Source organism: Sphingomonas sp. Root710 (assembly GCF_001429065.1).
Taxonomy (GTDB): Bacteria; Pseudomonadota; Alphaproteobacteria; order Sphingomonadales; family Sphingomonadaceae; genus Rhizorhabdus.
The window spans coordinates 611544-633742 of sequence record NZ_LMIB01000001.1; the positions used below are offsets into that span (position 1 = coordinate 611544).

Consider the following 22199-nt stretch of genomic DNA (forward strand, 5'->3'; position numbering starts at 1 on the left):
GGCGGTCAGGCGGCGGGAAGCAGGCGCCGTTCGCCGGCTATCCGCATCATCGCCTTCTGCAGCTTGTCAAAGGCGCGTACCTCGATCTGGCGCACGCGCTCGCGGCTGACGCCATAGACCTGGCTCAATTCCTCGAGCGTCTTGGGCTCGTCGACCAGCCGCCGCTCGACCAGGATATGCTTCTCACGATCGTTAAGCGCAGCCAGCGCCTCATTGAGCATGTTGTGCCGCACGCTCTTTTCCTCGGCCTCGGCGATCCGCTCGTCCTGCAGCGCGCCTTGGTCGACCAGAGCGTCCTGCCACTCGCCTTCGCCATCTTCGCGCATCGAAACGTTGAGTGACGCATCCCCGCCCATCGACATGCGGCGGTTCATGTTGGTCACTTCTTCCTCGGACACGCCGAGATCGGTCGCAATCTTGCGCAGGTCTTCAGGACGAAGATCGCCGTCCTCGAATGCGTCGAGCTTCGACTTCATCCGCCGCAGGTTGAAGAACAGCTTTTTCTGCGCGGCGGTGGTGCCCATCTTCACGAGGCTCCACGAGCGCAGGATATATTCCTGGATCGAGGCCTTGATCCACCACATCGCATAGGTGGCGAGGCGGAAGCCGCGATCAGGCTCGAACTTCTTAACACCCTGCATCAGGCCGATATTGCCTTCGGAGATAAGCTCGCTCGCCGGCAGGCCATAGCCGCGATAACCCATCGCGATCTTCGCCACGAGGCGGAGGTGCGAGGTGACGAGGCGGGTCGCCGCCTCCGGATCGCCATGCTCCTGGAAGCGCTTGGCGAGCATATATTCTTCTTCCGCCGTCAGCAGCGGAAACTTCCGGATCTCGGCCAGATAGCGGTTGAGGCTCTGCTCCCCGCCCAGTGCGGGGATCGTGGCGGGCACGTTCTTTCCGCTTGCCATGATCAATACCACTCCCATCTCGATGCCTGGAGGCGCATCGGACCTTTCGAACCCTGTTCAAACCGGCGTCGGAGAATCACCCCGTACCGTTCTGTAACATCTATACCACCTAATTTGTCAATTCGCTGAACAATTCGCACATATCCGGCGGAATTTCGCTTTCGAAACATAAAGGCGCGCTTGTCACCGGATGGATGAACCCCAAGCGGGCGGCATGGAGCGCCTGGCGTTTGAAATTCAAACGGTTGAGCAACTCACGGTGTTCCGGCCGGGTGCGCCCGTAGACCGGGTCGCCGAGCAACGGATGGCCGAGCGACGCCATGTGAACGCGGACCTGATGCGTTCGGCCGGTCTCCAGCCGGCACTCGACCATAGCGGCGCCGCGAAGCCGCGAGATCGTGCTGTAATGGGTCACTGCACGTTTTCCGCGTCCGTCCTCGACGATCGCGATCTTCTTGCGGTTGGCGCTCGATCGCGCGAGCGGAGCATCGACCGTGCCTTCGGCGGGCCGTGGCAACCCTGCGACGATCGCCTTGTAGCGCCGGTCGATGCTGTGCTTCGCAAACTGCGCGGCGAGGCCGACATGCGCCGGATCGGTCTTGGCGGCGACCATTAGCCCCGACGTGTCCTTGTCGATGCGGTGGACGATACCGGGTCGCTCGACCCCGCCAATGCCCGACAGGGTGCCGCGGCAATGGTGGAGGAGGGCGTTGACGAGGGTGCCGTCGAAATTGCCTGCCGCGGGGTGGACGACCAGCCCGGCGGGCTTGTCGACGACGATGAGATGCTCATCCTCATAGGCGATGACGAGCGGGATATCCTGCGCCTCGTTATGCGCGGGGGCGGGATCGGGCACGACCACGGTGAAGCGCGCGCCGGGCACGACCTTCATCGCCGGATCGCGGGCGAGCCCGCCGCTTTCGGTGCTGACCTGCCCGGACGAGATCAGCGCCTTCAGCCGTTCGCGCGAGAGAGTGGGAATGGCGATGGCGAGGGCGCGATCGAGCCGCCAGCCCTGTGCGTCCTGCGGCATGACTGCCTGCAATGTCGATTTCCCCCCGGTCATCCTGTAGCGATGTGGCGATGGATCTGACGATATCAAGGGTACTGCTGGACGAAATGCGACGGGCCGCCGCGGCAAGCCCCGACAGGGAGATCTGCGGACTGCTGCTGGGCCGGAACCGCCGGATAGAAGGGCTGTTGCCCTGCGACAATGTCGCCGCCATGCCGGAGGACAGTTTCGAGATCGATCCTGTGGCGCTGATCGCCGCGCACCGCGCCGCGCGGACGGGCGGGCCGGCGGTGATCGGCCATTACCATTCGCACCCGCGCGGGACGGCGACGCCGTCGGCACGCGACGCCGAGGCGGCCGAGCCCGGCAGTTGCTGGATCATCATCGCCGGGAACGACGTGCGCGGCTGGTTCGCCGCAGCGGCGGGGCGTTTCGACCCGATGACGTTGGTCGAGCCCGACAATCGCTGATTGCGCAACGTGCCGCCGCTTGTCAAAAGACGCGACCCGAAAGACCCGACCAGAAATAGCCAATGTGGTCGCCAACAAGGAATTGCCCATGGTCAACCGCTCGGCAGAATTCGCCAGCCTGCTCTGTTCGCGGCTGTGCCATGACCTGCTGTCGCCGGTCGGCGCGCTCAACAACGGCATCGAACTGCTGGCCGACGAGACCGATCCGGAGATGCGCGAGCGTTGCATGGAATTGCTGGCGGAAAGCGCGCGGACCTCGGCCAACAAGCTCAAATTCTTCCGGCTCGCCTTCGGTGCGGCGGGCGGCTTCGGCGAACAGGTCGACAGCCGTGAGGCCTTGACCGCGCTGGAAGGACTGCACGGTCCGGCCGGCAAGGTAAAGCTCGGCTGGATGGTCGAGGCCGCGACGCTGCCCAAGGCCGCACTGAAAGTGCTGCTCAATCTCGCACTGATCGCAGGCGACGCGCTGGTCCGCGGCGGGCAGCTGGATATCGGCGCCGAGGGCGGCGAGATCGTGATCCGCGCCGAAGGCCCCCGGCTGATTCTCGACGCCGAGATCAGGAATGCGCTGCTCGGCGAATCCGATCCCGACATGATCAGCCCGCGCGCGGCCGCCGCCTGGCTGGTCCATCTGCTGCTCGACGAGCATGGCGGCACCGTGCAGGTGTCGCAACCCGAAGAGGGTGTGCTGATGATCGGAGCGAACCTGCCGCTCTGAACCGCAGGCGAAGCCGCTTTATCGGCCGCCGTATACCCGGTCTTAACCATATCGATGCCATCACGACCCGGATTTTTGGTTCGGGAAGGATGAGATGGACGATCTGCTCGGCGATTTCGTCGCGGAAACACGCGAGACGCTCGAAGCTCTGGCTGGCGAGATCGTCGCGTGGGAGGCCGCGCCCGACGACCGCTCGCGGCTCGACGCCATCTTCCGCTTCGTCCACACGGTGAAGGGAAGCTGCGGCTTCCTCGATCTGCCCCGCCTCGAAAAGCTCAGCCATGCCGCCGAGGATGTCCTTGCCGACGTCCGCGCCGACCGCCGCCGCCCCGACTCGAAGTTGGTGAGCGCCGTGCTCGCCATGCTCGACCGGATCGCCGAGCTGACCGACGCGATCGAGACCGGTCATGTCATTTCGGACGCCGACGATCATCTGCTGATCGCCGCGCTCCAGCCCGACGCCGCTGCGGATGAGCCGCGCGACGAGACCGATGCCGACCTCGAACTTTCGCTCGCGGTAGAGGCTGCACTCGCGATCGACCCCGTGGAAGCCGCTGAAACGGTCGAAACGGTCGAGACCGCCCCTGTCGAAGCTGGACCCGTGACCGTCGCGTCGGCCACGCCGCGCGCGGTGTCGCGCACCATCCGCTTGCCGGTCGACCTGCTCGACCGGATGATGGCGGGGGTCTCGGACATGGTGCTGGCACGCAACGAACTCGCCCGCCGTCTGCGCGACAGCGGCACCGAGTCGACCACTGAGGTCGCCTTCGAGCGATTGTCGCTATGCATCGCCGAAATGCGCGACGCGATCACCCGAACCCGCATGGCGCGGGTCGAGCATCTCTTCACGGCGCTTCCGCGCATGGTCCGCGACGTGTCGGCCGAGTTGGGCAAGCAGGTCCAGCTGGAGATCGACGGTGGCGACGTCGAGCTCGATCGCGAGATGATCGAGATGATTCGCGATCCGCTGACCCATATCGTCCGTAACGCGATCGACCATGGCATCGAAGCGCCCGAAGCGCGGATCCTGGCCGGCAAGCCGGCGGCTGGCCGCCTGCACGTCAGCGCGCGTCAGGTGGGCAACCAGATCCTGATCGAGATCATCGACGACGGCCGCGGCATCGACGCCGACAAGCTCGTCCAGAAGGCTGTCGCCAATGGCGTGATCAGTGCAGAGCGCGCGGCGTCGCTGAGCTGGGACCGCAAGCTGGAGCTGATCTTCGAGCCCGGACTTTCGACCGCGCAGGAAGTGACCGCAATTTCGGGACGTGGCGTCGGCATGGACGTCGTCCGCGCGAACGTCGAACGGATCGGCGGCCTCGTCGATCTCGACAGCCGCCCGGGTCAGGGCCTGCGCCTGACGCTGCGGGTGCCGCTGACCCTCACCATCATCCCGGCGCTGACCATCAGCAGCGGCGGCCAGCATTTCGCCATCCCGCGCTCGGCGATCGACGAGATCGTCCGCATCGGCGGCGATGCGGTGAAGATGGGTACGCTGGGCGGCGCGGATATCGTCTTCATCCGCGGGACCCGCCTGCCGGTGGTCACGCTCAGCAATGTAATCGGCCTGGCCGAAGGCGGCGAGCCAGCCAATCTGGTGGTGCTCAAACTGTCCGGCGGCGCGCGTTATGCGCTCGCGGTCGAGGCGGTGCACGACCATGAGGAACTGGTGGTCAAGCCGGCCGCGCCCGTCGTGATGGCGTGCGGCATCTATGGCGGCACCACCTTGCCCGACAACAGCCGGCCGATGCTGCTGCTCGACGTAGCGGGCGTCGCCGAAAAGGCCGGGGTTCGCCGCGAGGAGAAGGGGACCGCCGATGCCGTCGCCGAGGATGTCGAGGATGTGATGGAAAATGAAGGCGCGGTGCCGGTGCTGCTGTTCCGCGATCTCGACGGCGTCGAGCGCGGCATTCCGCTCGCGCTGGTCGAGCGTATCGAGGATTGTTTCTCCGCATCGATCAGCAAGACGGCGGGCCGTGCGCGGCTCAACATCGACGGTCGCCTTGTCCCGCTCGTCACGTGCGGCGCGCCGATCACCGACATGAAGGTACGGGTGCTGCGCATGCATGACGGCAATGAAGAGCTGGCCTATGCGATCGACAGCGTGATCGACATCGTGCCGGTGACGGTCGACCTGCAACGCAGCAGAGTGGCTGGGCCGGTCGCCGGGGTGATGCTGGTCGACGAACGCCCGGTCGAGTTCATCGACGCCTTCTGGCTGTTCGCGCAAGGGCTGGGTAACGATCCGACGCCGGCCCAGCGTCCGGTGTGCCTGCTGTCCGACGAGGATCCCTGGACCCGGCAGGTGCTCGCGCCGCTCGTTGAGAGCGCGGGTTACAGCGTGGTCTTCGCTCAGGACGAGCCCGGCGGGGTCAAGGCCGATCTGGTGATCATGGCTGACGGATCGGCAGCCGGGCCGGTCGAGGCCGGGGCGGTAGTGCGGCTGCGGCCGACCTCCGAGGAAAGGGGCGCTTCGCCCGAGAGCTTCTGGCGATATGACCGCGCCGGCCTGACCGCCGAACTGCGCCGGCATTGGAACAAGCGAGGCGCATGATGATGCAGGATCTCTATCTGATAGTGGAAATCGCCGGCCAGCGCGCCGTGCTGCCCGCCTCCTTCGTCGAATCGGTGGTCGAGGTGGAGGATATCGCCCCGGTGCCCTGCGCGCCGCCGCATGTCTTCGGCCTGTTCGCGCTGCGTAGCCGCGTCCTGACGGTGATCGACACGATCGCGGCGCTGGGCGAGGGACAGAGCGCCCGGGGCGAGAAGCAGGCGGTGATCGTTACTGTCGACGGCCATCTCTATGGCCTGCTCGTCGACAATGTCGACGATGTCGTGCCGATCGAGGGCGCCGCGGCAAAGCCCCGGGCGCTGCTGTCGCCGGGCTGGGTCCGCTTCTCCAAGGGCGTGCTCGAACATGACGGTCAGCCACTGCTGCTGATCGACGTGCCGGCGATGATCGCCGGACCGCTCGATCTCGCTGCCTGAGCTCCGGCCGTTAACGGGGCGCTTACCGGTACAGCTTTACCATGTGCGGCAAGACGCACTGACAAAGACGGAAGATCGTGATGAAGACCTGCCTGGTGGTTGACGATTCCAAGGTGATCCGAAAGGTCGCTCGTCACATATTGGAAGCGCTTCAGTTCAATGTCGAAGAGGCCGGCGACGGCCGCGAAGCGCTCGATCGCTGCACGACGGCGGGGCAGGAATTGCCCGACGTCATCCTGCTCGACTGGAATATGCCGGTGATGACCGGCATGGAATTCCTGCGTTCGCTGGGCGCGTCGGGCATAGCGAACCGCCCGAAGGTCGTCTTCTGCACCACTGAGAATGATGTCGCGCATATCCGCGCCGCGATCGACGCGGGCGCGGACGAATATATGATGAAGCCTTTCGATCGCGAGACGCTCGAAAGCAAGCTGCAGCTCGTCGGCGTCGCCTGAATCATGACCGTGGCGGGCCCAAGGGGCAACGTCAGATATGGAACAGCGGATAACGGACGGGCCGCCGTCCGCCCTATCCGCGTGCTGCTGGTCGACGACTCGCTCGTCGCCCGCACCGTGCTGGCGCGCCTGCTGGAAAACCGGCCCGAGTTCGAGATCGCGGGCGCGGCCCCGACCGCCGACCAGGCGATCGTCTTCCTGACGACACATGATATCGACATCGTCGTCCTGGACGTTGAAATGCCCGGCAAGGATGGGCTGACCGCGCTTCCCGAAATCCTCGCGGCGAGCCATGGCACCCATGTGCTGATCGTGTCGTCGGCGGCGGAAGCCGGCGCATCGGCGACGGTGCGGGCGCTGACGCTGGGTGCGGCGGACACGTTGCTCAAGCCGACCGCCGGCAATTTCGCCGGGGAGTTCGCGCACAAATTCGTCGATGCCCTGTTGCGCATCGGCCATGCAAATCATGCGCCCGACCGGGCCGAAGGACGACCGCGCGATGCCGCGCCCCGGCCGGTGGCCCCAACGCCGATCGTCGCGCTGCGGCCGGCGCGCAGCGGCGACGTCGCCTGCCTGGCGATCGGCGCATCCACCGGCGGGCTGCACGCGCTGTCGGCCTTCCTGCGGCGGCTGTCGCCGCGTTTCAAGGCGCCGATCCTCATTACCCAGCATCTGCCGCCGCCCTTCATGCCCTATTTCGCAGCACAGCTGCGCGATATCGCCGGCCGGCCGACCTCGGTCGCGGCCGAAGGTTCCCCGCTGGTGCCCGGTGAAATGCTGGTGGCGCCGGGCGAGGGGCATATCCGCCTCGTCCGCAACGGATCACGGGTCGTCGTCCACATCGATTCTACCCCTGCGCCCAGTCGCTGCATGCCGTCGGTTGACCCGATGTTCGAAGCGGTGGCGGAGGTTTTCGGGCCCGAAGGCGTTGGCGTCGTGCTGACCGGCATGGGCCGCGACGGCACGCTTGGTGCCGAAGTGATGGTGCGCCATGGCGGCGAGATACTGGCACAGGATTCGGGGACTTCGGTGGTCTGGGGTATGCCCGGATCGGTGGCGCAGGCGGGGCTCGCCTCGCTGGTGATGCCGCCCGAGGAATTGGCACGCCATGTCTGTAACCGCGTGCTGGGTGCCGCATGGAAGTAAGCCCCCGCGCCGCCATGATCATCGCCAGCCTCTTCGAGAAGGCGACCGGGCAGGTGTTGTCGCAGGAGCGCTTCTGGCGGATCGGTACGACACTTACGCCTTTCTGCAGGGCGCGCGGCATCGACAGCTTCGATCAGCTCGCTCTGACCCTCGAACGTTCCGCGGACCCCGAACTGTCGCTCGACATGATCGATGCGCTGCTCAACAATGAGACCAGCTTCTTCCGCGACGCTATGGTCTTCTCGCTGGTCGCGGACCAGATATTGCCGCAGCTCGCCGCCAGCCGGCAGCGTGAAAAACGCCTGCGCCTGTGGTCGGCGGCTTGCTCGACCGGGCAGGAAGCCTATTCGCTGGCGATGCTTTTCGCCGATCAGGGCAAGCGCTGGGATGGGTGGAAGATCGAGATATTGGGGAGTGATATCTCCCGCTCGGCGATCCAGCAGGCGCGCGGCGCGCTCTATACGCAATTCGAGGTGCAACGCGGCCTGCCGATCCGCCAGCTGATCGCCTGGTTCGATCCGGTGCTCGACCAGGGCTGGCGCGCGAAGCCGGCGCTGACCTCACTCGTCACGTTCATGCGCCACAATCTGCTGGGGCCGCCGCCGGCGGGCGGGCGGTTCGACCTGATCCTGTGCCGCAACGCGCTGCTCTATTTCTCGCCCGAACGGCGGCACCAGATGCTCGAGGGGCTTTCGCTGGCCCTGGCCTCGGACGGCGCGCTGCTGCTGGGAGCAGGCGAAACCGCGCTCGGCAGTTCGTCGCGCTTCGTCAGCGATCCGAAGGCTCAGACGGTTTATCGTTCAACGGCTTATGCCGGATTGTCCGACGCCGCCTGACGGCGTTGCGGCAATCGCCTGCGACCCTTAATGAGGACGCATGAGCGAGATCATCGACTGTCCGTCGCCCAACCATGACGAACGCACGCTGCCGATCTCGATGCTGGTGCTTCACTATACCGGCATGCAGGACGCGGCGTCGGCAATCGCACGGCTGACCGACCCGGCCGCCAAGGTTTCCAGCCACTACCTCGTTGCCGAGGATGGGCAGGTGATCCGTCTCGTGCCCGAGGAACGGCGTGCCTGGCATGCGGGCAAGTCCTTCTGGCGCAAGATCACCGACGTCAATTCGGCAAGCATCGGCATCGAGATCGTCAATCCGGGCCATGAGTTCGGCTATCGGCCTTTTCCGCAAGCGCAGATGGATGCCTTGGTGCCGCTGATTGCCGATATCGTGCAACGGCACGGTATCGAGCCTGCGAATGTCGTGGGCCATTCGGATGTGGCCCCCGCGCGCAAGCAGGACCCGGGCGAGTTGTTCGACTGGCCGCTGCTCGGGAAGCTTGGCCTCGCGCTCAAGCGCCCGCGCCACGGACTGCAGGATCCGCACTGGACGCCGGGCGGCTTCCTGCTGGCGCTCGAACGCTTCGGCTATGACGTCAGCGACGGGCCCGCCGCGGTCACCGCGTTCCAGCGACGGTTCAGGCCGGAGACGATCGACGGCATCGCCGACGGCGAGACGCGGGGCATTTTGCTGCGGCTTCTTCTGCACCGCGAAGGCGACGCGCTGCTTGAGCCGAGGCACGATCCTATTTGATTAGCCCTCAAACGCCGGGCGCAGGGCATCTGCCCTGCTAGGCTTCCTCGCATCGGCTCGGGCGCGCGTTCGCGCTTGCGGGATGCTCAGCATCCCGGCTTACACTTGAGACCAGAAGGAAAAGCGCCTAGACGGCCTGGCGCCAGAGGGCCGGGCGGTCGCCGCGCATCGTTTATGCGGTGCGGGGAGGAAAGTCCGGGCTCCAAGGAGTAACGGTGCCGGGTAACGCCCGGCGGGGGCGACCCCAGGGACAGTGCCACAGAAAGCAGACCGCCCGGCGGACCTTCCAGATTTTTCTGGCGGTTCCGGGCAAGGCCGAAAGGGTGCGGTAAGAGCGCACCGCGGGCCCGGCAACGGGAACGGCATGGTAAACCCCACCGGGAGCAAGATCGAATAGGGACGGCGCATGGGCTACTCCGCCCGGTCGTCCGGGTTGATTGCTGGAGGCCGGGCGCGAGTCCGGTCCTAGAGGAATGATCGCCCATCCAGCGCAAGCTGGTGGACAGAACCCGGCTTACAGGCCCTCTGGCTTTTTCCTTCGATCGGACGTGCGATTTACAATTGTTTATTTGCCCCGCGCACCGTGATGCGGCTTTACTAGCGCGGCCAGGGGGAAAATGACCATGGAAACGGAAATTCAGTGGGCGCCGCTGCTGCTGTTTCTGTCCGCTCTCACGGCTTTCGCGGCAATCGCCTATCTCCGCAGACGCAGGCCCGCGGGGAAGCAGCGTGGTTTCCGCAACATGCAGTCGCCCGCCGCCCGCGCGCGCAAACGCGCGCAACGCCGCGTTTCGAGCGGACCAAGCCAGCATCCGTAAAGCGGATTCCATCAGCGTCTTCCATTGCAACGCCGTTCCGATCGCCTATCTTCTGAGCCTGAGTTCGGAGGACGATGATGGCTGAGGAAATCGCGACGCTGGCCGGTGGTTGTTTCTGGTGCGTCGAGGCGGTGTTCGACGATGTGATCGGGGTCAGCTCGGTCGAGAGCGGTTATATCGGTGGCCACACGGCCAACCCCACCTACAAGCAGATATGTAATGGCGACACCGGCCATGCCGAGGCGATCCGCGTCACCTTCGATCCGGCTGTGATCAGCTATGCCGATCTGCTCGACATCTTTTTCCACGTCCATGACCCGACCCAACTCAATCGGCAGGGCAATGACGTCGGCACCCAGTACCGCTCGGCGATCTTCCCGCATTCCCATGCGCAGGAAGCCGAGGCGAAGGCGGCGATTGAACGCGCCCAGGCCGATTGGCCACAGAAGATCGTGACGACGATCGAGCCCGATGCGCCCTGGTATGAGGCGGAGGACTATCACCAGGAATATTTCGCCAAGGAAGGAGCGAACAACGGCTATTGCGTGATGGTCGTCGCGCCGAAGCTGGCGAAGTTCCGCAAGAGCTATGCGGCGCGGTTGAAGGACAGCGCCAAGGTCTAACGCGGGGCTGCCGCGCGTTTCAGCCGGTCATTGATCGCGAGGCCTAGCCCGCGGTCGGGGATCGGCGCGATCGCGATCGCGGCGGCCGCCGAGCCATCGGCGACGTGCAGGACATCGAACAGATGCGCGGCGGCCTCGGTCAGGTCGGCGGAAGGCGACAGGCTGGCATCCCCCTGGACTGCGCCGAAGCCGATCAGGAACTCGCCGGGTTTGGCGCTTAGCGCGTCGAGCCGCACCGGCTTGGCCGGAGCATAATGGCTGAGCATCTGGCCGGGGGCTTCGATCTTGCCACTGTCGCTGGTCTCGATCGTCAATCCGGTCGCGGTCTCGAGCATCTCCACCGTGACGCTGCCGGGTCGTAACAGCCGCAACCCATCATTGCCGACCGCGACGATCGTCGATTCGATGCCGACAGCGGTTGGTCCGCCGTCGAGCACCAATTCGATCTTGCCGGCGAGCGAGCGGGCAACATGGTCTGCGCGGGTGGCGCTGATCGAGCCGCTGGCATTGGCCGAGGGGGCGGCGAGGGGACGGCCCGTCGTCTCAATCAGCGCGCGCATCACGGGATGCAACGGCATGCGGATGGCGACGGTAGGCAGGCCGGCGGTGAGCAGGCTGGCAACGGGCGCACCGGGAGCCTTGTCGAGGACCATCGTCAGCGGCCCGGGCCAGAAAGCCTTCGCCAGCTTGCGGGCGAGTGGCGGGAACTCCGCGATGGTTTCCGCCATCGCCTGATCGGTGACATGGACGATCAGCGGGTTGAAGCTTGGGCGGCCCTTGGCGGTATAGATCGCCGCGACCGCTTCGCCCGATGTCGCGTCTCCGGCGAGGCCGTACACCGTCTCGGTCGGCACCGCGACGGGCTGGCCGCGCAGGATCAGCGTCGCGGCTTCGCCGATGCCGGCTTCGTCTGCGGGGATGATGCGGGTTTCGGTCACGCGGCGCGGCTACCCCAGCTCCTGCCGTCATTCCAGCGAAAGCTGGTCTTCGCGCAAATTGGAGCAGCTATCCCGACCGTCATCCTCGCGAAAGCGGGGATCCATGGACGGCGGAACGTCCAGTTTAATGCGTCACCTTTCCATGGATTCCCGCTTTCGCGGAAATGACGACTGGCGGAGGCGTTATCCCTCGACACGCTCCAGCAGGTCGGCCGGGTCGATCTTCAGGCGGCGCATGCTGCGCACGACGCGCGGCCATTCGTCGCGCAGGAAGGCGTCGCGCGCGTCGCGGCGCAGACGGGCGGTCGCGCCCTCGGCGACAAACATGCCGACGCCGCGCTTCACGGAAACGAAGCCTTCGTCCTGGAAGCCCTGATAGGCCTTCGCGGCGGTCAGCGGGTTGGCGCCGTGCTGCGCGGCAAAGGCGCGGACCGAGGGCAGGGCGTCGCCATCGCCATAGGTGCCGTCGAGGATCGATTCGGCGATGATGTCGCGAAGGCGGAGATAGACGGGGCGGTCCTGGCTGCTCATGGCGTCACACTGTGCTAACACAGCATGGCGCGTCAATCACAATCAGCCTTTCCACGTCGAAACGACAGCTTCATACGCCGGGCGAGGGCGCTCCTCGAGCGCGCGCCCGGGCGAACCCAGGAACAGGAAACCTGCGATGCGATCCTGCGGCGCGCCGCCCAGCGACGCGAGCACGTCGCCATTATAGGTGGGCCATCCGGTCAGCCAGCTTCCGACAAAGCCCGCGGCATGAGTCGCCAGCAGCAGGTTCATGCAGGCCGCACCCGCCGACAACTGCTGCTCCCAGGCCGGGATCTTGCTGTTTTCCACTGGCGTCGACAGTACCGCGACCAGCGCCGGGGCCTGGCGGGCGAACTGATCCATCGATTCGAGTTCGAGGCGCCCAGCCTCGGGCTTCTCGGCGCGATAGGCATCTTTGAGCAGGTCGGCGAAGGCCTCGCGCCGGTCGCTCTCGATAATGACGAAGCGCCAAGGGGCGAGCTTGCCATGATCGGGCACGCGCATCGCCGCCTCCAGGATTTGCCGGAGTTGTGCCGAATCCGGCCCCGGCGCGATCATGTCGCGGGGTTTGCCTGAGCGGCGCGTGGCGAGAAGAGCGGCGGTCGAGGAGAGGTCGTTGAACATCGCCATCATCTAGGGGCTGCCCCGTCGCACGACAACGGGTTGGGCAATATGGGGTGTTTCGGACGAATATCAGGCTCTTGAGCGTGCAAATCGAGCTGTTGGGTAATTCTATTTCGCCGAACCATTGATCCTGGGCAATGTCGTTTCAAGCGAAACAATAACCGCTTCACAGCGCGGGAATCGTTGCTATCGTCGGCGTCCATGAGGTCGCGCCGTCCTTTGGGGGAAGCGCCGCGCACCGGCCACGCAGAACAGAAAGAACTTCATGGTCAATCCCGACGCTGACGCGACCACCGAGCCCGGCTCGTCCCATATCAGCCGATCCGACGGCGACACATGGTTTGGGCATCCGAGGCAACTTGCCCGGCTCTTCTCGACCGAGGCGATGGAACGCTTCGGCTATTACGGCATGCGGGCACTGCTCACGCTCTATCTGACCCAGCACTTCCTGTTCAGCGACCAGACCACCAACGGCCTTTATGGAGGCTTCACCGCGCTGGTCTATCTCACCCCGCTCGTCGGCGGCCTGCTTGCCGATCGCTATCTCGGCTCCAAGAAATCGGTGAAGTTCGGCGCGATCCTGATGTCGCTCGGCTATCTGGTGCTGTGCTTCGGCGGGCCCACCGCCAAGCCCTATGCGCTGGTCGATGGCGCACGCTACGAAGTCGTCATCGACGAAGCCAAGCAGCAATATGTGATCGATGGCGCGCAGAAGCTGGCGATCAAGGGCCAGGAGGATGGCTCGGTCCATCTCGTCGCGCCTGACGGCAGCGTGGCGCGGAGCATCGCCAAGGGCAGCTTCGCGTCGGATGCCGACCGCAGCAATTTCTACACCGGGCTGATGCTGGTGGCGCTGGCGATGGTCACGATCGGCAACGGCTTCTTCAAGCCCAATATCTCGACGATCGTCGGCACGCTTTATGAACAGGGCGACCGGCGGCGCGATGCGGGCTTCACCATATTTTACATGGGCATCAACCTCGGCTCGCTTTTCTCGCAGATACTCTGTCCCTTTCTCGCGGTCGCGCTCGGCTGGTGGGCAGGCTTCGGCCTGGCCGCGATCGGCATGATGATCAGCTGGGCGCTGATCCAGTTCGCAGGCGAGAAGCTGGCGGGCTATGGCGATCCGCCTCCGGGGCAGACCAAGGACCGCTCGCTGCTGATCTATATCGGCGCGCTCGCGGCGATCCCGGTGGGCTGGTTCCTATTCATGAACCTGATGACGTCCGAGCCCGCCGCGGCCGGCAGCGGGATCGCCGGCTATCTGCTGGCGCTTCCGATCATGGGCAAGGTACTGTTCTTCACCTTCCTGCTGTCGGTGATCGGCATTCCGATCTGGGCCTATAAGGTGGGCAACAAGGTCGAGTTCCAGATGATGGTCGCGGCGATCGTGCTGATCGTCTTCAACGTCACCTTCTGGACGCTGTTCGAGCAGGCAGGATCGTCGCTGACGCTGTTCGCCGACCGCAACACCGACCTCACCATCATCGGCGGCTGGCAGATGACCGCGGGGCAGACCCAGTTCTTCAACGCTTTCTTCATCGTCGTGCTGGCGCCGCTGACCTCGATAATGTGGAACGCGCTGGGCCGCCGCGGGCTGGAGCCGTCGATCCCGATCAAGTTCGCGATCGCGCTTGCGGGGGTCGGCCTCGGTTTCCTCGCGCTGGTCTGGGGCACCGCCTATGCCGGGCCGGACTTCAAGGTGGCGGTGTGGTGGCTGGCGCTGCTCTACCTGATCCATTCGATGGCCGAACTGTGCATCTCGCCGGTCGGCCTGTCGATGATTACCAAGCTGTCGATCGTTCGCGTGGTGGGCCTGATGATGGGGCTGTGGTTCCTGTCGATCAGCTGCGCGCAATATGTCGCGGGCGTGGTGGCGCAGTTCGCCAGCGTCGAGACGGTGGGCGGACAGGTGACCAATTTGAAGGTCAGCCTCGATACCTATGCCGCCGTCTTCCAGACGATCGGCCTTGTCTCGATCGGCATCGCGGTCGTGCTGCTGGTCGTCTCGCCGCTGATCAAAAAGTTCATGCACGGTGTCCAGTAAACTCGGAATCGCCATCGCACTGGTGATGGCGCTCAGCGCCTGCACCAGCGGGGCCGCCCCCAAATCGGCTTCGTCGGACAGCCCGCCGCCCGGCAAGGGCAAGGGGTTCAACCGCGATCCCTATCCGTCGACCTATCATGCCTATCCGGGCGTGCCGACCGCGATCGTCCACGCGACGGTCTATGACGGCGAGGGCGGGCGGATCGAGGACGGGACGGTGCTGATCGCCGACGGCAAGGTTGCCGGGATCGGCGGTCCCGATCTGGCGATACCGGCGGGCGCGGCGGTGATCGACGGCAAAGGCAAATGGGTCACGCCCGGCGTCATCGACGTGCACAGCCATCTCGGCGATTATCCGTCGCCGCAGGTCAAGGCGCTGTCGGACGGCAACGAGGCGACCGCGCCGGTTACCGCCGACGTCTGGGCTGAACATAGCGTCTGGCCGCAGGACCCGGGCTTCAGCCGCGCGCTCGTCAATGGCGGGGTGACGACGCTGCAGATCCTGCCCGGTTCGGCCAACCTGTTCGGCGGCCGGTCGGTGACGCTGAAGAATGTCTATGCGCGGACGATGCAGGGAATGAAATTTCCCGGCGCACCTTATGGTTTGAAGATGGCGTGCGGCGAAAATCCCAAGCGGGTCTATGGCGGCAAGAATCGCGAGCCATCCACCCGTATGGGCAATATCGCAGTCGACCGGCAAACCTGGATGAAAGCCGCCGACTATCGCCGCAAATGGGCGAAATATGAAGAGAAGGGCGGCGAGCCGCCCGCGCGCGACGTCGCGATGGAGACGCTGATGGGCGTGCTCGACGGTGATATCCTCGTCCACAACCATTGCTACCGCGCCGATGAGATGGCCATCGTCCTCGATATGGCGAAGGAGTTCGGCTACCACGTCACCGCCTTCCACCATGCGGTCGAAGCCTACAAGATCGCCGATCTGCTGAAGGCCAATGGCACCTGTGCTGCGGTGTGGGCCGACTGGTATGGCTTCAAGATGGAAAGCTATGACGGAATTCCCGAGAACTTGGGAATCCTTGAAAAATCAGGTGTCTGCGTGATGATTCATTCGGACGATCAGAATGGCATCCAGCGTCTCAACCAGGAAGTCGCCAAGGGCCTCGCCGCCGCGCGGCGGGCAGGCATCGGCATCAGCGACGAACAGGCCTGGACCTGGCTGGCGATCAATCCGGCCCGCGCGCTGGGCATCGCCGACCGCACGGGCAGCCTGAAGCCTGGCAAGATGGGCGACGTCGTGCTGTGGAATGGCAATCCGTTCAGCGTCTACACCCGGCCCGAAAAGGTCTGGATCGACGGGGCGATGCTTTACGACATGAACAATCCGCGGCTGCGTCCGGTCAGCGATTTCGAGCTGGGCCAGCCGGGTGAGGGAGATGTTAAATGAAGCACCTCCTTCTCGCCGCAGCGGCGCTGATCGCCGCTCCCGCGCCTGCGGAAACCATCGCCATCACCGGCGGCACCGTCGCGATCGGGGATGGCTCCGCGCCCATCCGGGGCGGCACCGTCGTCATCGCCAACGGCCGCGTGGTGAGTGCCGGGGCGGGCGCTGCGGTGCCGGCGGGCGCGCGGGTGATCGACGCCAGCGGCAAATGGGTTTCGCCCGGGATCGTCGCGGCGGTCAGCACGCTGGGCATCCTCGATGGCTATGGCATGCCCGAGACCAATGACGGGTCGGCCGACAAGTCGCCCTTCTCGGCGGCGATCGACATCGCCCCCGCGATCAATCCGACCGGCCAGCGTATCGCCATCGAACGGTCGGCAGGCGTCACCCGCGCCTTCGTGATGCCAGGCACCGGCAATACGATGTTTGCGGGACAGGGCGCGGTGATCGATCTCGGCGCCGATTATGAGCCGGTGACGCGGGCACGCGCCTTCCAGTTCGTCGAGCTGGGCGAGGACGGAGCCGGGCCCGGCGGCGGGAGCCGTCCGGCCGCGCATGTCCTTTTACGCGCGGCGATGGCGGCGGCGGCCGATCCCGCGGCGATCGGCATCGCCAGCAAGGAGTCGCTGATCACCCGCCAGGATGCCGAGGCCTTGGGTCCGATCGTGCGGGGGAAGATCCCGCTGCTCGCCCATGCCGAACGGGTGACCGACATCAAGGCCGTGCTCGCGCTCAAGGCGCAATATCCGGCGATCAAACTGGTGCTGGTCGGCGCGACCGAAGGATGGATGATTGCCGACCAGATCGCCGCCGCGCGCGTGCCGGTGATCGCCGCCGCGCTGGTCGATCTGCCTGAGAAGTTCGAGACGCTGGCGGCCACCCAGTCCAATGTCGGGCGGCTGGTGCGCGCCGGGGTGACGGTTGCGATCTCCAATTCAGGGATCTCGGAAGGGCCGTATGAGTCCTACCTCGCACAATATGCCGGCAACCTCGTCGCGCTGACCAAGGTGCCTGGCGCGCAGGGGCTCGATTGGGGCGCGGCATTCGCCACAATAACGTCGAAGCCCGCCGCGGCGATCGGCATGGATGGCGAGATCGGTTCGCTCCGCCCCGGGCGGCGGGCCGATGTCGTGATCTGGGACGGCGACCCGCTCGAACTCGCATCGGCGCCGGAAGCGATCTTCATCGATGGGGTCGCCCAGCCGATGACGAGCCGCCAGACCCGGCTGCGCGACCGCTATCTCGATCCAGTGGAGAAGGCGCTGCCCAAGGCATACGAACGCTGATCCGGCATCCTGGCCGCTTCCTGTTGGAAGAGGGCTATGGGCTTGAGGCGCAGCGAAAATCGGCGCATCTAGCGGCGTGTTTTCGGCGGGGGTTGTGATGGCGCGCAAATATTTCGGAACCGACGGCATTCGCGGCCGGACCAACGAAAGCCCGATGACCGCCGAGATCGCCATGAAGGTGGGGCAGGCGGCGGGCGCGCACTTCCTGCGCGGGGACCATCGCCATCGCGTCGTCATCGGCAAGGATACCCGCCTGTCGGGCTATATGATGGAATCCGCACTGGTCGCCGGGTTCACCAGCGTGGGCATGGATGTGGTGCTGATGGGCCCGATGCCGACTCCGGCGGTGGCGATGCTCACCCGATCGATGCGCGCGGACCTTGGCGTGATGATCTCCGCCAGCCACAATATGTTCGCCGACAATGGCATCAAGCTGTTCGGTCCAGACGGCTACAAGTTGTCGGATGACGATGAAGCGGCGATCGAGGCGCGGCTTGACAAGCCGGTCAAGCTCGCCCCGTCGGCCGATATCGGCCGCGCCCGCCGTGTCGAGGATGCGCGTGGGCGCTATGTCCATGCGGTGAAATCGAGCTTTCCCGAGCATCTCCGCCTCGACGGGCTGCGCGTCGTGGTCGATTGCGCCAATGGCGCGGCCTATGAGGTCGCTCCTTCGGCGCTGTGGGAATTGGGGGCCGATGTGATCACGATCGGGGTCAACCCGAACGGCATCAACATCAACGACAAATGCGGATCGACCGACCCGAAGGCATTGCAGGACAAGGTGCGCGAGACGCGGGCCGACATCGGCATCGCGCTCGATGGCGATGCCGACCGCCTGATCGTGGTCGACGACAATGGCAAGGTGATCGATGGCGATCAATTGATGGCGCTGGTCGCGGGCGGCGCGCATCAGCGCGGCGAGCTCAAGGGCGGCGGCATCGTCGCCACCGTGATGTCGAATCTCGGGCTGGAGCGCTTCCTTGGCGGCAAGGGGCTGTCCCTGCACCGCACCCAGGTCGGCGACCGCTATGTCGTCGAGGCGATGCGCGCTGAGGGGTATAATATCGGCGGCGAGCAGTCGGGCCATATCGTCATGTCCGACCATGCGACCACCGGGGACGGGCTCGTCGCAGCTCTTCAGGTGCTCGCCCAGCTTGTCGAGAAAGGCCGCCCGGCGCACGAACTCCTGCACCAGTTCGATCCGCTGCCGCAATTGCTCAAGAATGTCCGCTTCGCGGGCGGCGAGCCGCTGAAGGACGACAAGGTGATCGCCGCGATCGCCGACGCCGAGGAGAAGCTGAACGGCACCGGACGACTGGTGATCCGCAAGTCGGGGACCGAGCCGCTGATCCGGGTGATGGCCGAGGGCGAGGACCGCAAGCTGGTCGAAACGATGGTCGATCAGATTTGCGAGGCGGTGCGCAAGGCGGCGTGACCCCATGACGATCGCCCGCGTCCTCGTCATCGCCGGGTCGGATTCGGGCGGCGGTGCTGGTATCCAGGCCGATATCAAAACGGTCACCCTGTTGGGCGGCCATGCGATGACCGCGATAACCGCGATCACCGCACAGAACACGCTGGGCGTCACCGGCGTCCATCCCATTCCCGTCGAGATGGTAATCGCGCAGATCGACGCGGTCGCATCCGACATCGGGGTCGATGCGGTGAAGATCGGGATGATCGGATCGGCGGCGACCGTCGAGGCGGTGGCCGACCGGCTCGACCGGCCCGATCTCGTCGGCGTGCCGGTCGTATTCGATCCGGTGATGATAGCGACCAGCGGCAGCCGCCTGGCCGATGATGCGACGATCGCGGCCTTTGGACGATTGATGCGCCGGGCGACGGTGTCGACGCCCAATCTCGATGAACTGGAGGCTTTGGCCGGCGAGTCCCTTACCGGCGAGAGTGCTATCGCGACAGCCGCCGAGCGCCTTATCGCGGGAGGAAGCGGCGCAATCCTGGCGACGGGCACCCGGTCGGGCAATGGATTGCGCGATATGTTGTTTCAGGCGGGAAGCGCCGAGCAGCGCTGGGAAGCCGGATGGATCGATACGATCCACGACCATGGTACGGGTTGCACGCTCGCAAGCGGGATCGCGACGGGACTGGCGCAGGGCATGGGTTTGCCAGACGCCATCGCGCGAGCGCGAGCGTTCGTCCGCGCGGCGTTGCTCGCCGCGCCGGGGCTAGGGCAGGGGCGCGGCCCCATGGGGCACCGCGCCCTCTGACGCCAAAGCTGGCAGGCCGAGCAGCGCGGCGAGATCGGTTCGCCGCCGGGTGACGTCAGCGATCGTGTACCGGTCGAGCACCGCCAGGAAGGCGCCGAGCGCTTCGCCCAGCGCGCCGTTGAGCCCACAGGCGGGTGCGATCACACAGCTACCGCAGTCGGCCAGAACGAGGTCGGGTTCGCCATGGCGGACAACGTCGCCGACGCCGATCGTCTCGGGCGCGCGGGCGAGGGTGATGCCGCCGCCGCGGCCGCGCACCGTGCGGATGAAGCCGGCGCGGCCGAGCATGTGGACGACCTTCATCAGATGGTTCTCGGAAATCGCATAAGCACGCGCGATCTCGGCGATCGACGCCCGTCGATCGGGATCGACGGCAAGGTGCATCAGGACGCGCAGGGCATAGTCGGTATGGCGGGACAGACGCATGCCGCATCATAGGGCGTTTTAAAGATAGATTCAAATTGCATCTTTAATCGACTCAATATAGGTGCATTTGAATTACATCTTTAGAGGGGTGTTTCATGACAAAGCCGCTTTCCGCCGAGACCATCGCCATCGTGAAATCCACTGCGCCCGCGTTGCAACAGCATGGCGTCGCGATCACCAGCCGCATGTATGAGCGGCTGTTCGTCGATCCGGAGATCAAGAAACTGTTCGACATGGCGGCGCAGGAATCGGGCGAGCAGCCCAAGCGGCTGGCGGGCGCGATTCTTGCCTTCTCGAAGAATGTCGACAATCTCGGTGCGCTGACCCAGGCGGTCGAGCGGATGACGACCCGCCATGTCGAGACCGGCGTGAAGCCCGAACATTATCCGGCGGTCGCGGCGGCGCTGCTGCCCGCGATCAAGGATGTGCTGGGCGACGCGGTGAACGATCAGGTGCTGGAAGCCTGGGGCGAGGCCTATTGGTTCCTCGCGGATATCCTGATCGGGGTCGAGAAGGCGAAGTACGAGGCGGTAGCAGCGTGACTTCTCCCTCTCCCGCGAAGGCGGGAGAGCGCTTTAAGGAAACAAAAAGGCCGCCCGGATCGCTCCGGACGGCCTTTTCGTTTGTCTGTCCCGAAGGATCAGGCTTCTTCAGAAGCCTCGGCGGCGGGCGCCTCGTCCTGCAGGTCGGTCGGGATTTCGCCCGGCTCTGCGTTCGGATCATATTCCTCGGTGAAGCCGGCTTCGTCACGCTCGAACATCGAGGCCATGACGTCGACGCCCTGCGCCTGCAGCTCGGCCTCTTCGGGCGAGCGGGCGACGTTGACCTTGATCGAGCGGCTGACCTCGGCGTGAAGAGTGATCTTCACCTCGTGGACGCCGATCGTCTTGATCGGGCGGGCCAGAACGATTGCCGACTTGGCGACCTTGATGCCGTCCTCGGCGAGCGCCTCGGCGACGTCACGGGTTGAAACCGAACCGTAGAGCTGGCCGGTGTTCGACGCCTGGCGGATCAGCGTGACCGACTTGTCGTCGAGCGCACCGGCTTCCTTTTCGGCGTTGACGCGGCGGTTGGCGTTGTCGGCCTCGATCTGGGCGCGGTTCGCCTCGAAGACCTTCTTATTGGCTTCGTTGGCGCGCAGCGCCTTCTTGCGCGGCAGCAGATAGTTGCGCGCGAAGCCGGCCTTGACCGAGACGACGTCGCCGATCTGGCCCAGCTTTTCAACGCGTTCGAGCAGGATCACGTCCATGTTGGCGGTCCTCCCTTCTTACTTGACGATGTACGGAAGCAGCCCGATGTGACGGGCGCGCTTGATCGCCTTGGCGAGTTCGCGCTGCTTCTTGGCGGAAACCGCGGTGATGCGGCTCGGGACGATCTTGCCACGCTCGGACACGAAGCCCTGCAGCAGACGAACGTCCTTATAATCGATCCGGGGAGCGTCCTTCGCGGAGAAGGGGCAGCTCTTGCGGCGGCGGAAAAATGCGCGTGCCATGTGTCTCTATCTCCTTACGCGAATTCGCGGTCTTCGCGGCGGGGGCGATCACCCCGGTCACCACGATCGCCACGATCACCGCGGTCGCCACGGCCGTCGCGGCGGCCATCGCGGTCGCCACGGCGCATCATCGCGGACGGGCCCTGCTCGAGCTCGTCGACGCGGATGGTCATGTAGCGGATCACGTCTTCGTTGATCGCCGTCTGGCGCTCGAGCTCGGCGACGACGCCCGCGGGGCCGTCGATCTGGAGCATGACATAATGCGCCTTGCGGTTCTTCGCGATGCGATAGGCGAGGCTGCGAAGGCCCCAGGTCTCGGTCTTCACGACCTTGCCATTGCCTTCCTCGACGATCTTGGTGGCGGCTTCCGCCAGCGCGTCGACCTGGGCTTGTGCCAGATCCTGACGCGCGAGAAACACATGCTCGTAGAGAGCCATGTTCGCGTCTTCCTTCATTTGGCCGATCGCTGACGCCGTGCCAATCACGGACGC

The 22199-nt window shown here is 65.3% G+C and carries 25 protein-coding genes and 1 other RNA gene; 17 read left to right on the plus strand and 9 right to left on the minus strand.

Annotated features, from left to right (window positions below; translation table 11 throughout):
• Positions 1–5: 5 nt before the first annotated feature.
• On the minus strand, positions 6–911 hold the full coding sequence (gene rpoH, locus ASE00_RS02850; RefSeq protein WP_056377637.1) for an RNA polymerase sigma factor RpoH: 906 nt from the start codon (positions 909–911) through the stop codon (positions 6–8).
• 109 nt (positions 912–1020) lie between these two features.
• Entirely contained in the window at positions 1021–1977 is a 957-nt protein-coding gene (locus ASE00_RS02855; RefSeq protein WP_056377638.1) for an RluA family pseudouridine synthase, read from the minus strand.
• A 17-nt stretch (positions 1978–1994) separates the two neighbouring features.
• On the opposite strand from ASE00_RS02855, the gene ASE00_RS02860 reads away from it, so the two are divergent.
• The 11 genes from ASE00_RS02860 to msrA all read left to right on the plus strand — a co-directional run bounded on the left by ASE00_RS02860 (position 1995) and on the right by msrA (position 10734).
• Entirely contained in the window at positions 1995–2393 is a 399-nt protein-coding gene (locus ASE00_RS02860; RefSeq protein ID WP_056377640.1) for a Mov34/MPN/PAD-1 family protein, read from the plus strand.
• A gap of 88 nt (positions 2394–2481) precedes the next feature.
• A complete protein-coding gene (locus ASE00_RS02865; protein ID WP_056377642.1) occupies positions 2482–3111 on the plus strand; it encodes a histidine phosphotransferase family protein in 630 nt (209 codons plus the stop codon).
• Positions 3112–3205: 94 nt separating this feature from the next.
• Entirely contained in the window at positions 3206–5665 is a 2460-nt protein-coding gene (locus tag ASE00_RS02870; protein WP_056377644.1) for a chemotaxis protein CheA, read from the plus strand.
• A complete protein-coding gene (locus ASE00_RS02875; RefSeq protein ID WP_235538519.1) occupies positions 5662–6099 on the plus strand; it encodes a chemotaxis protein CheW in 438 nt (145 codons plus the stop codon). The genes ASE00_RS02870 and ASE00_RS02875 overlap by 4 nt, the downstream gene beginning before the upstream one ends.
• Before the next feature lie 80 nt (positions 6100–6179).
• Complete coding sequence (locus ASE00_RS02880) at positions 6180–6554, plus strand: response regulator (protein WP_056377646.1); 375 nt, start codon at positions 6180–6182, stop codon at positions 6552–6554.
• A gap of 81 nt (positions 6555–6635) precedes the next feature.
• Positions 6636–7700 carry a chemotaxis-specific protein-glutamate methyltransferase CheB gene (cheB, locus tag ASE00_RS02885; protein WP_235538520.1) on the plus strand — a complete coding sequence of 355 codons (1065 nt, stop codon included), beginning with the start codon at positions 6636–6638 and terminating at the stop codon, positions 7698–7700.
• A complete protein-coding gene (locus tag ASE00_RS02890) occupies positions 7691–8536 on the plus strand; it encodes a CheR family methyltransferase (protein ID WP_056377648.1) in 846 nt (281 codons plus the stop codon). Before cheB ends, ASE00_RS02890 begins: the two co-directional genes overlap by 10 nt.
• A 40-nt stretch (positions 8537–8576) precedes the next feature.
• Positions 8577–9293, plus strand: coding sequence for an N-acetylmuramoyl-L-alanine amidase (locus tag ASE00_RS02895; RefSeq protein WP_056377650.1), 717 nt, complete (start codon positions 8577–8579; stop codon positions 9291–9293).
• 142 nt (positions 9294–9435) lie between these two features.
• An RNA gene (gene rnpB, locus ASE00_RS08765) (RNase P RNA component class A) lies at positions 9436–9826 on the plus strand.
• Between the two features lie 84 nt (positions 9827–9910).
• Positions 9911–10111: a hypothetical protein gene (locus ASE00_RS02900; RefSeq protein WP_156405247.1), complete on the plus strand. Its 201-nt coding sequence runs from the start codon at positions 9911–9913 to the stop codon at positions 10109–10111.
• Positions 10112–10188: 77 nt separating this feature from the next.
• Positions 10189–10734, plus strand: a complete 546-nt coding sequence (gene msrA / locus ASE00_RS02905) for a peptide-methionine (S)-S-oxide reductase MsrA (protein WP_056379244.1) — start codon at positions 10189–10191, stop codon at positions 10732–10734.
• On the opposite strand, the gene ASE00_RS02910 is transcribed toward msrA, so the two are convergent.
• From ASE00_RS02910 to ASE00_RS02920, 3 genes are all read right to left on the minus strand, one after another.
• Positions 10731–11672: an L-threonylcarbamoyladenylate synthase gene (locus ASE00_RS02910; RefSeq protein ID WP_056377654.1), complete on the minus strand. Its 942-nt coding sequence runs from the start codon at positions 11670–11672 to the stop codon at positions 10731–10733. The genes msrA and ASE00_RS02910 overlap by 4 nt on opposite strands.
• Positions 11673–11855: 183 nt before the next feature.
• The gene (locus ASE00_RS02915; protein WP_056377656.1) at positions 11856–12203 is read right to left on the minus strand and encodes a GntR family transcriptional regulator; all 348 of its coding nucleotides are present in this window, start codon (positions 12201–12203) and stop codon (positions 11856–11858) included.
• A gap of 42 nt (positions 12204–12245) precedes the next feature.
• Positions 12246–12827 carry a nitroreductase gene (locus ASE00_RS02920; RefSeq protein ID WP_056379246.1) on the minus strand — a complete coding sequence of 194 codons (582 nt, stop codon included), beginning with the start codon at positions 12825–12827 and terminating at the stop codon, positions 12246–12248.
• 265 nt (positions 12828–13092) lie between these two features.
• Here ASE00_RS02920 and ASE00_RS02925 point away from each other — a divergent pair, with 265 nt between their 5' ends.
• From ASE00_RS02925 to thiD, 5 genes are all read left to right on the plus strand, one after another.
• Positions 13093–14874 (plus strand): peptide MFS transporter, encoded by a 1782-nt coding sequence (locus ASE00_RS02925; RefSeq protein ID WP_056377657.1) that lies wholly within the window; start codon positions 13093–13095, stop codon positions 14872–14874.
• 25 nt (positions 14875–14899) lie between these two features.
• Complete coding sequence (locus ASE00_RS02930) at positions 14900–16279, plus strand: amidohydrolase (protein ID WP_056377659.1); 1380 nt, start codon at positions 14900–14902, stop codon at positions 16277–16279.
• The gene (locus ASE00_RS02935; protein ID WP_056377660.1) at positions 16276–17562 is read left to right on the plus strand and encodes an amidohydrolase family protein; all 1287 of its coding nucleotides are present in this window, start codon (positions 16276–16278) and stop codon (positions 17560–17562) included. The genes ASE00_RS02930 and ASE00_RS02935 overlap by 4 nt, the downstream gene beginning before the upstream one ends.
• 97 nt (positions 17563–17659) lie before the next feature.
• Positions 17660–18997: a phosphoglucosamine mutase gene (glmM, locus tag ASE00_RS02940; RefSeq protein WP_056377661.1), complete on the plus strand. Its 1338-nt coding sequence runs from the start codon at positions 17660–17662 to the stop codon at positions 18995–18997.
• A 4-nt stretch (positions 18998–19001) separates the two neighbouring features.
• On the plus strand, positions 19002–19790 hold the full coding sequence (thiD, locus tag ASE00_RS02945) for a bifunctional hydroxymethylpyrimidine kinase/phosphomethylpyrimidine kinase (RefSeq protein ID WP_056377664.1): 789 nt from the start codon (positions 19002–19004) through the stop codon (positions 19788–19790).
• Here the strand turns inward: thiD and ASE00_RS02950 are convergent.
• Positions 19749–20216 carry an RrF2 family transcriptional regulator gene (locus tag ASE00_RS02950; RefSeq protein WP_056377666.1) on the minus strand — a complete coding sequence of 156 codons (468 nt, stop codon included), beginning with the start codon at positions 20214–20216 and terminating at the stop codon, positions 19749–19751. The genes thiD and ASE00_RS02950 overlap by 42 nt on opposite strands.
• A gap of 95 nt (positions 20217–20311) precedes the next feature.
• Between ASE00_RS02950 and ASE00_RS02955 the strand changes: the two genes are divergently transcribed.
• The gene (locus ASE00_RS02955; protein ID WP_056377667.1) at positions 20312–20758 is read left to right on the plus strand and encodes a globin domain-containing protein; all 447 of its coding nucleotides are present in this window, start codon (positions 20312–20314) and stop codon (positions 20756–20758) included.
• 98 nt (positions 20759–20856) lie between these two features.
• Here ASE00_RS02955 and rplI read toward each other — a convergent pair whose 3' ends face one another.
• Genes rplI through rpsF form a run of 3 tightly spaced genes read right to left on the minus strand, consistent with a single transcriptional unit; the run spans position 20857 to position 22145 of the window.
• Positions 20857–21465, minus strand: a complete 609-nt coding sequence (gene rplI / locus ASE00_RS02960) for a 50S ribosomal protein L9 (protein ID WP_056377669.1) — start codon at positions 21463–21465, stop codon at positions 20857–20859.
• 18 nt (positions 21466–21483) lie between these two features.
• Complete coding sequence (gene rpsR, locus ASE00_RS02965) at positions 21484–21708, minus strand: 30S ribosomal protein S18 (RefSeq protein WP_056377671.1); 225 nt, start codon at positions 21706–21708, stop codon at positions 21484–21486.
• Between the two features lie 14 nt (positions 21709–21722).
• On the minus strand, positions 21723–22145 hold the full coding sequence (gene rpsF, locus ASE00_RS02970; protein WP_056379248.1) for a 30S ribosomal protein S6: 423 nt from the start codon (positions 22143–22145) through the stop codon (positions 21723–21725).
• Positions 22146–22199: the final 54 nt, after the last annotated feature.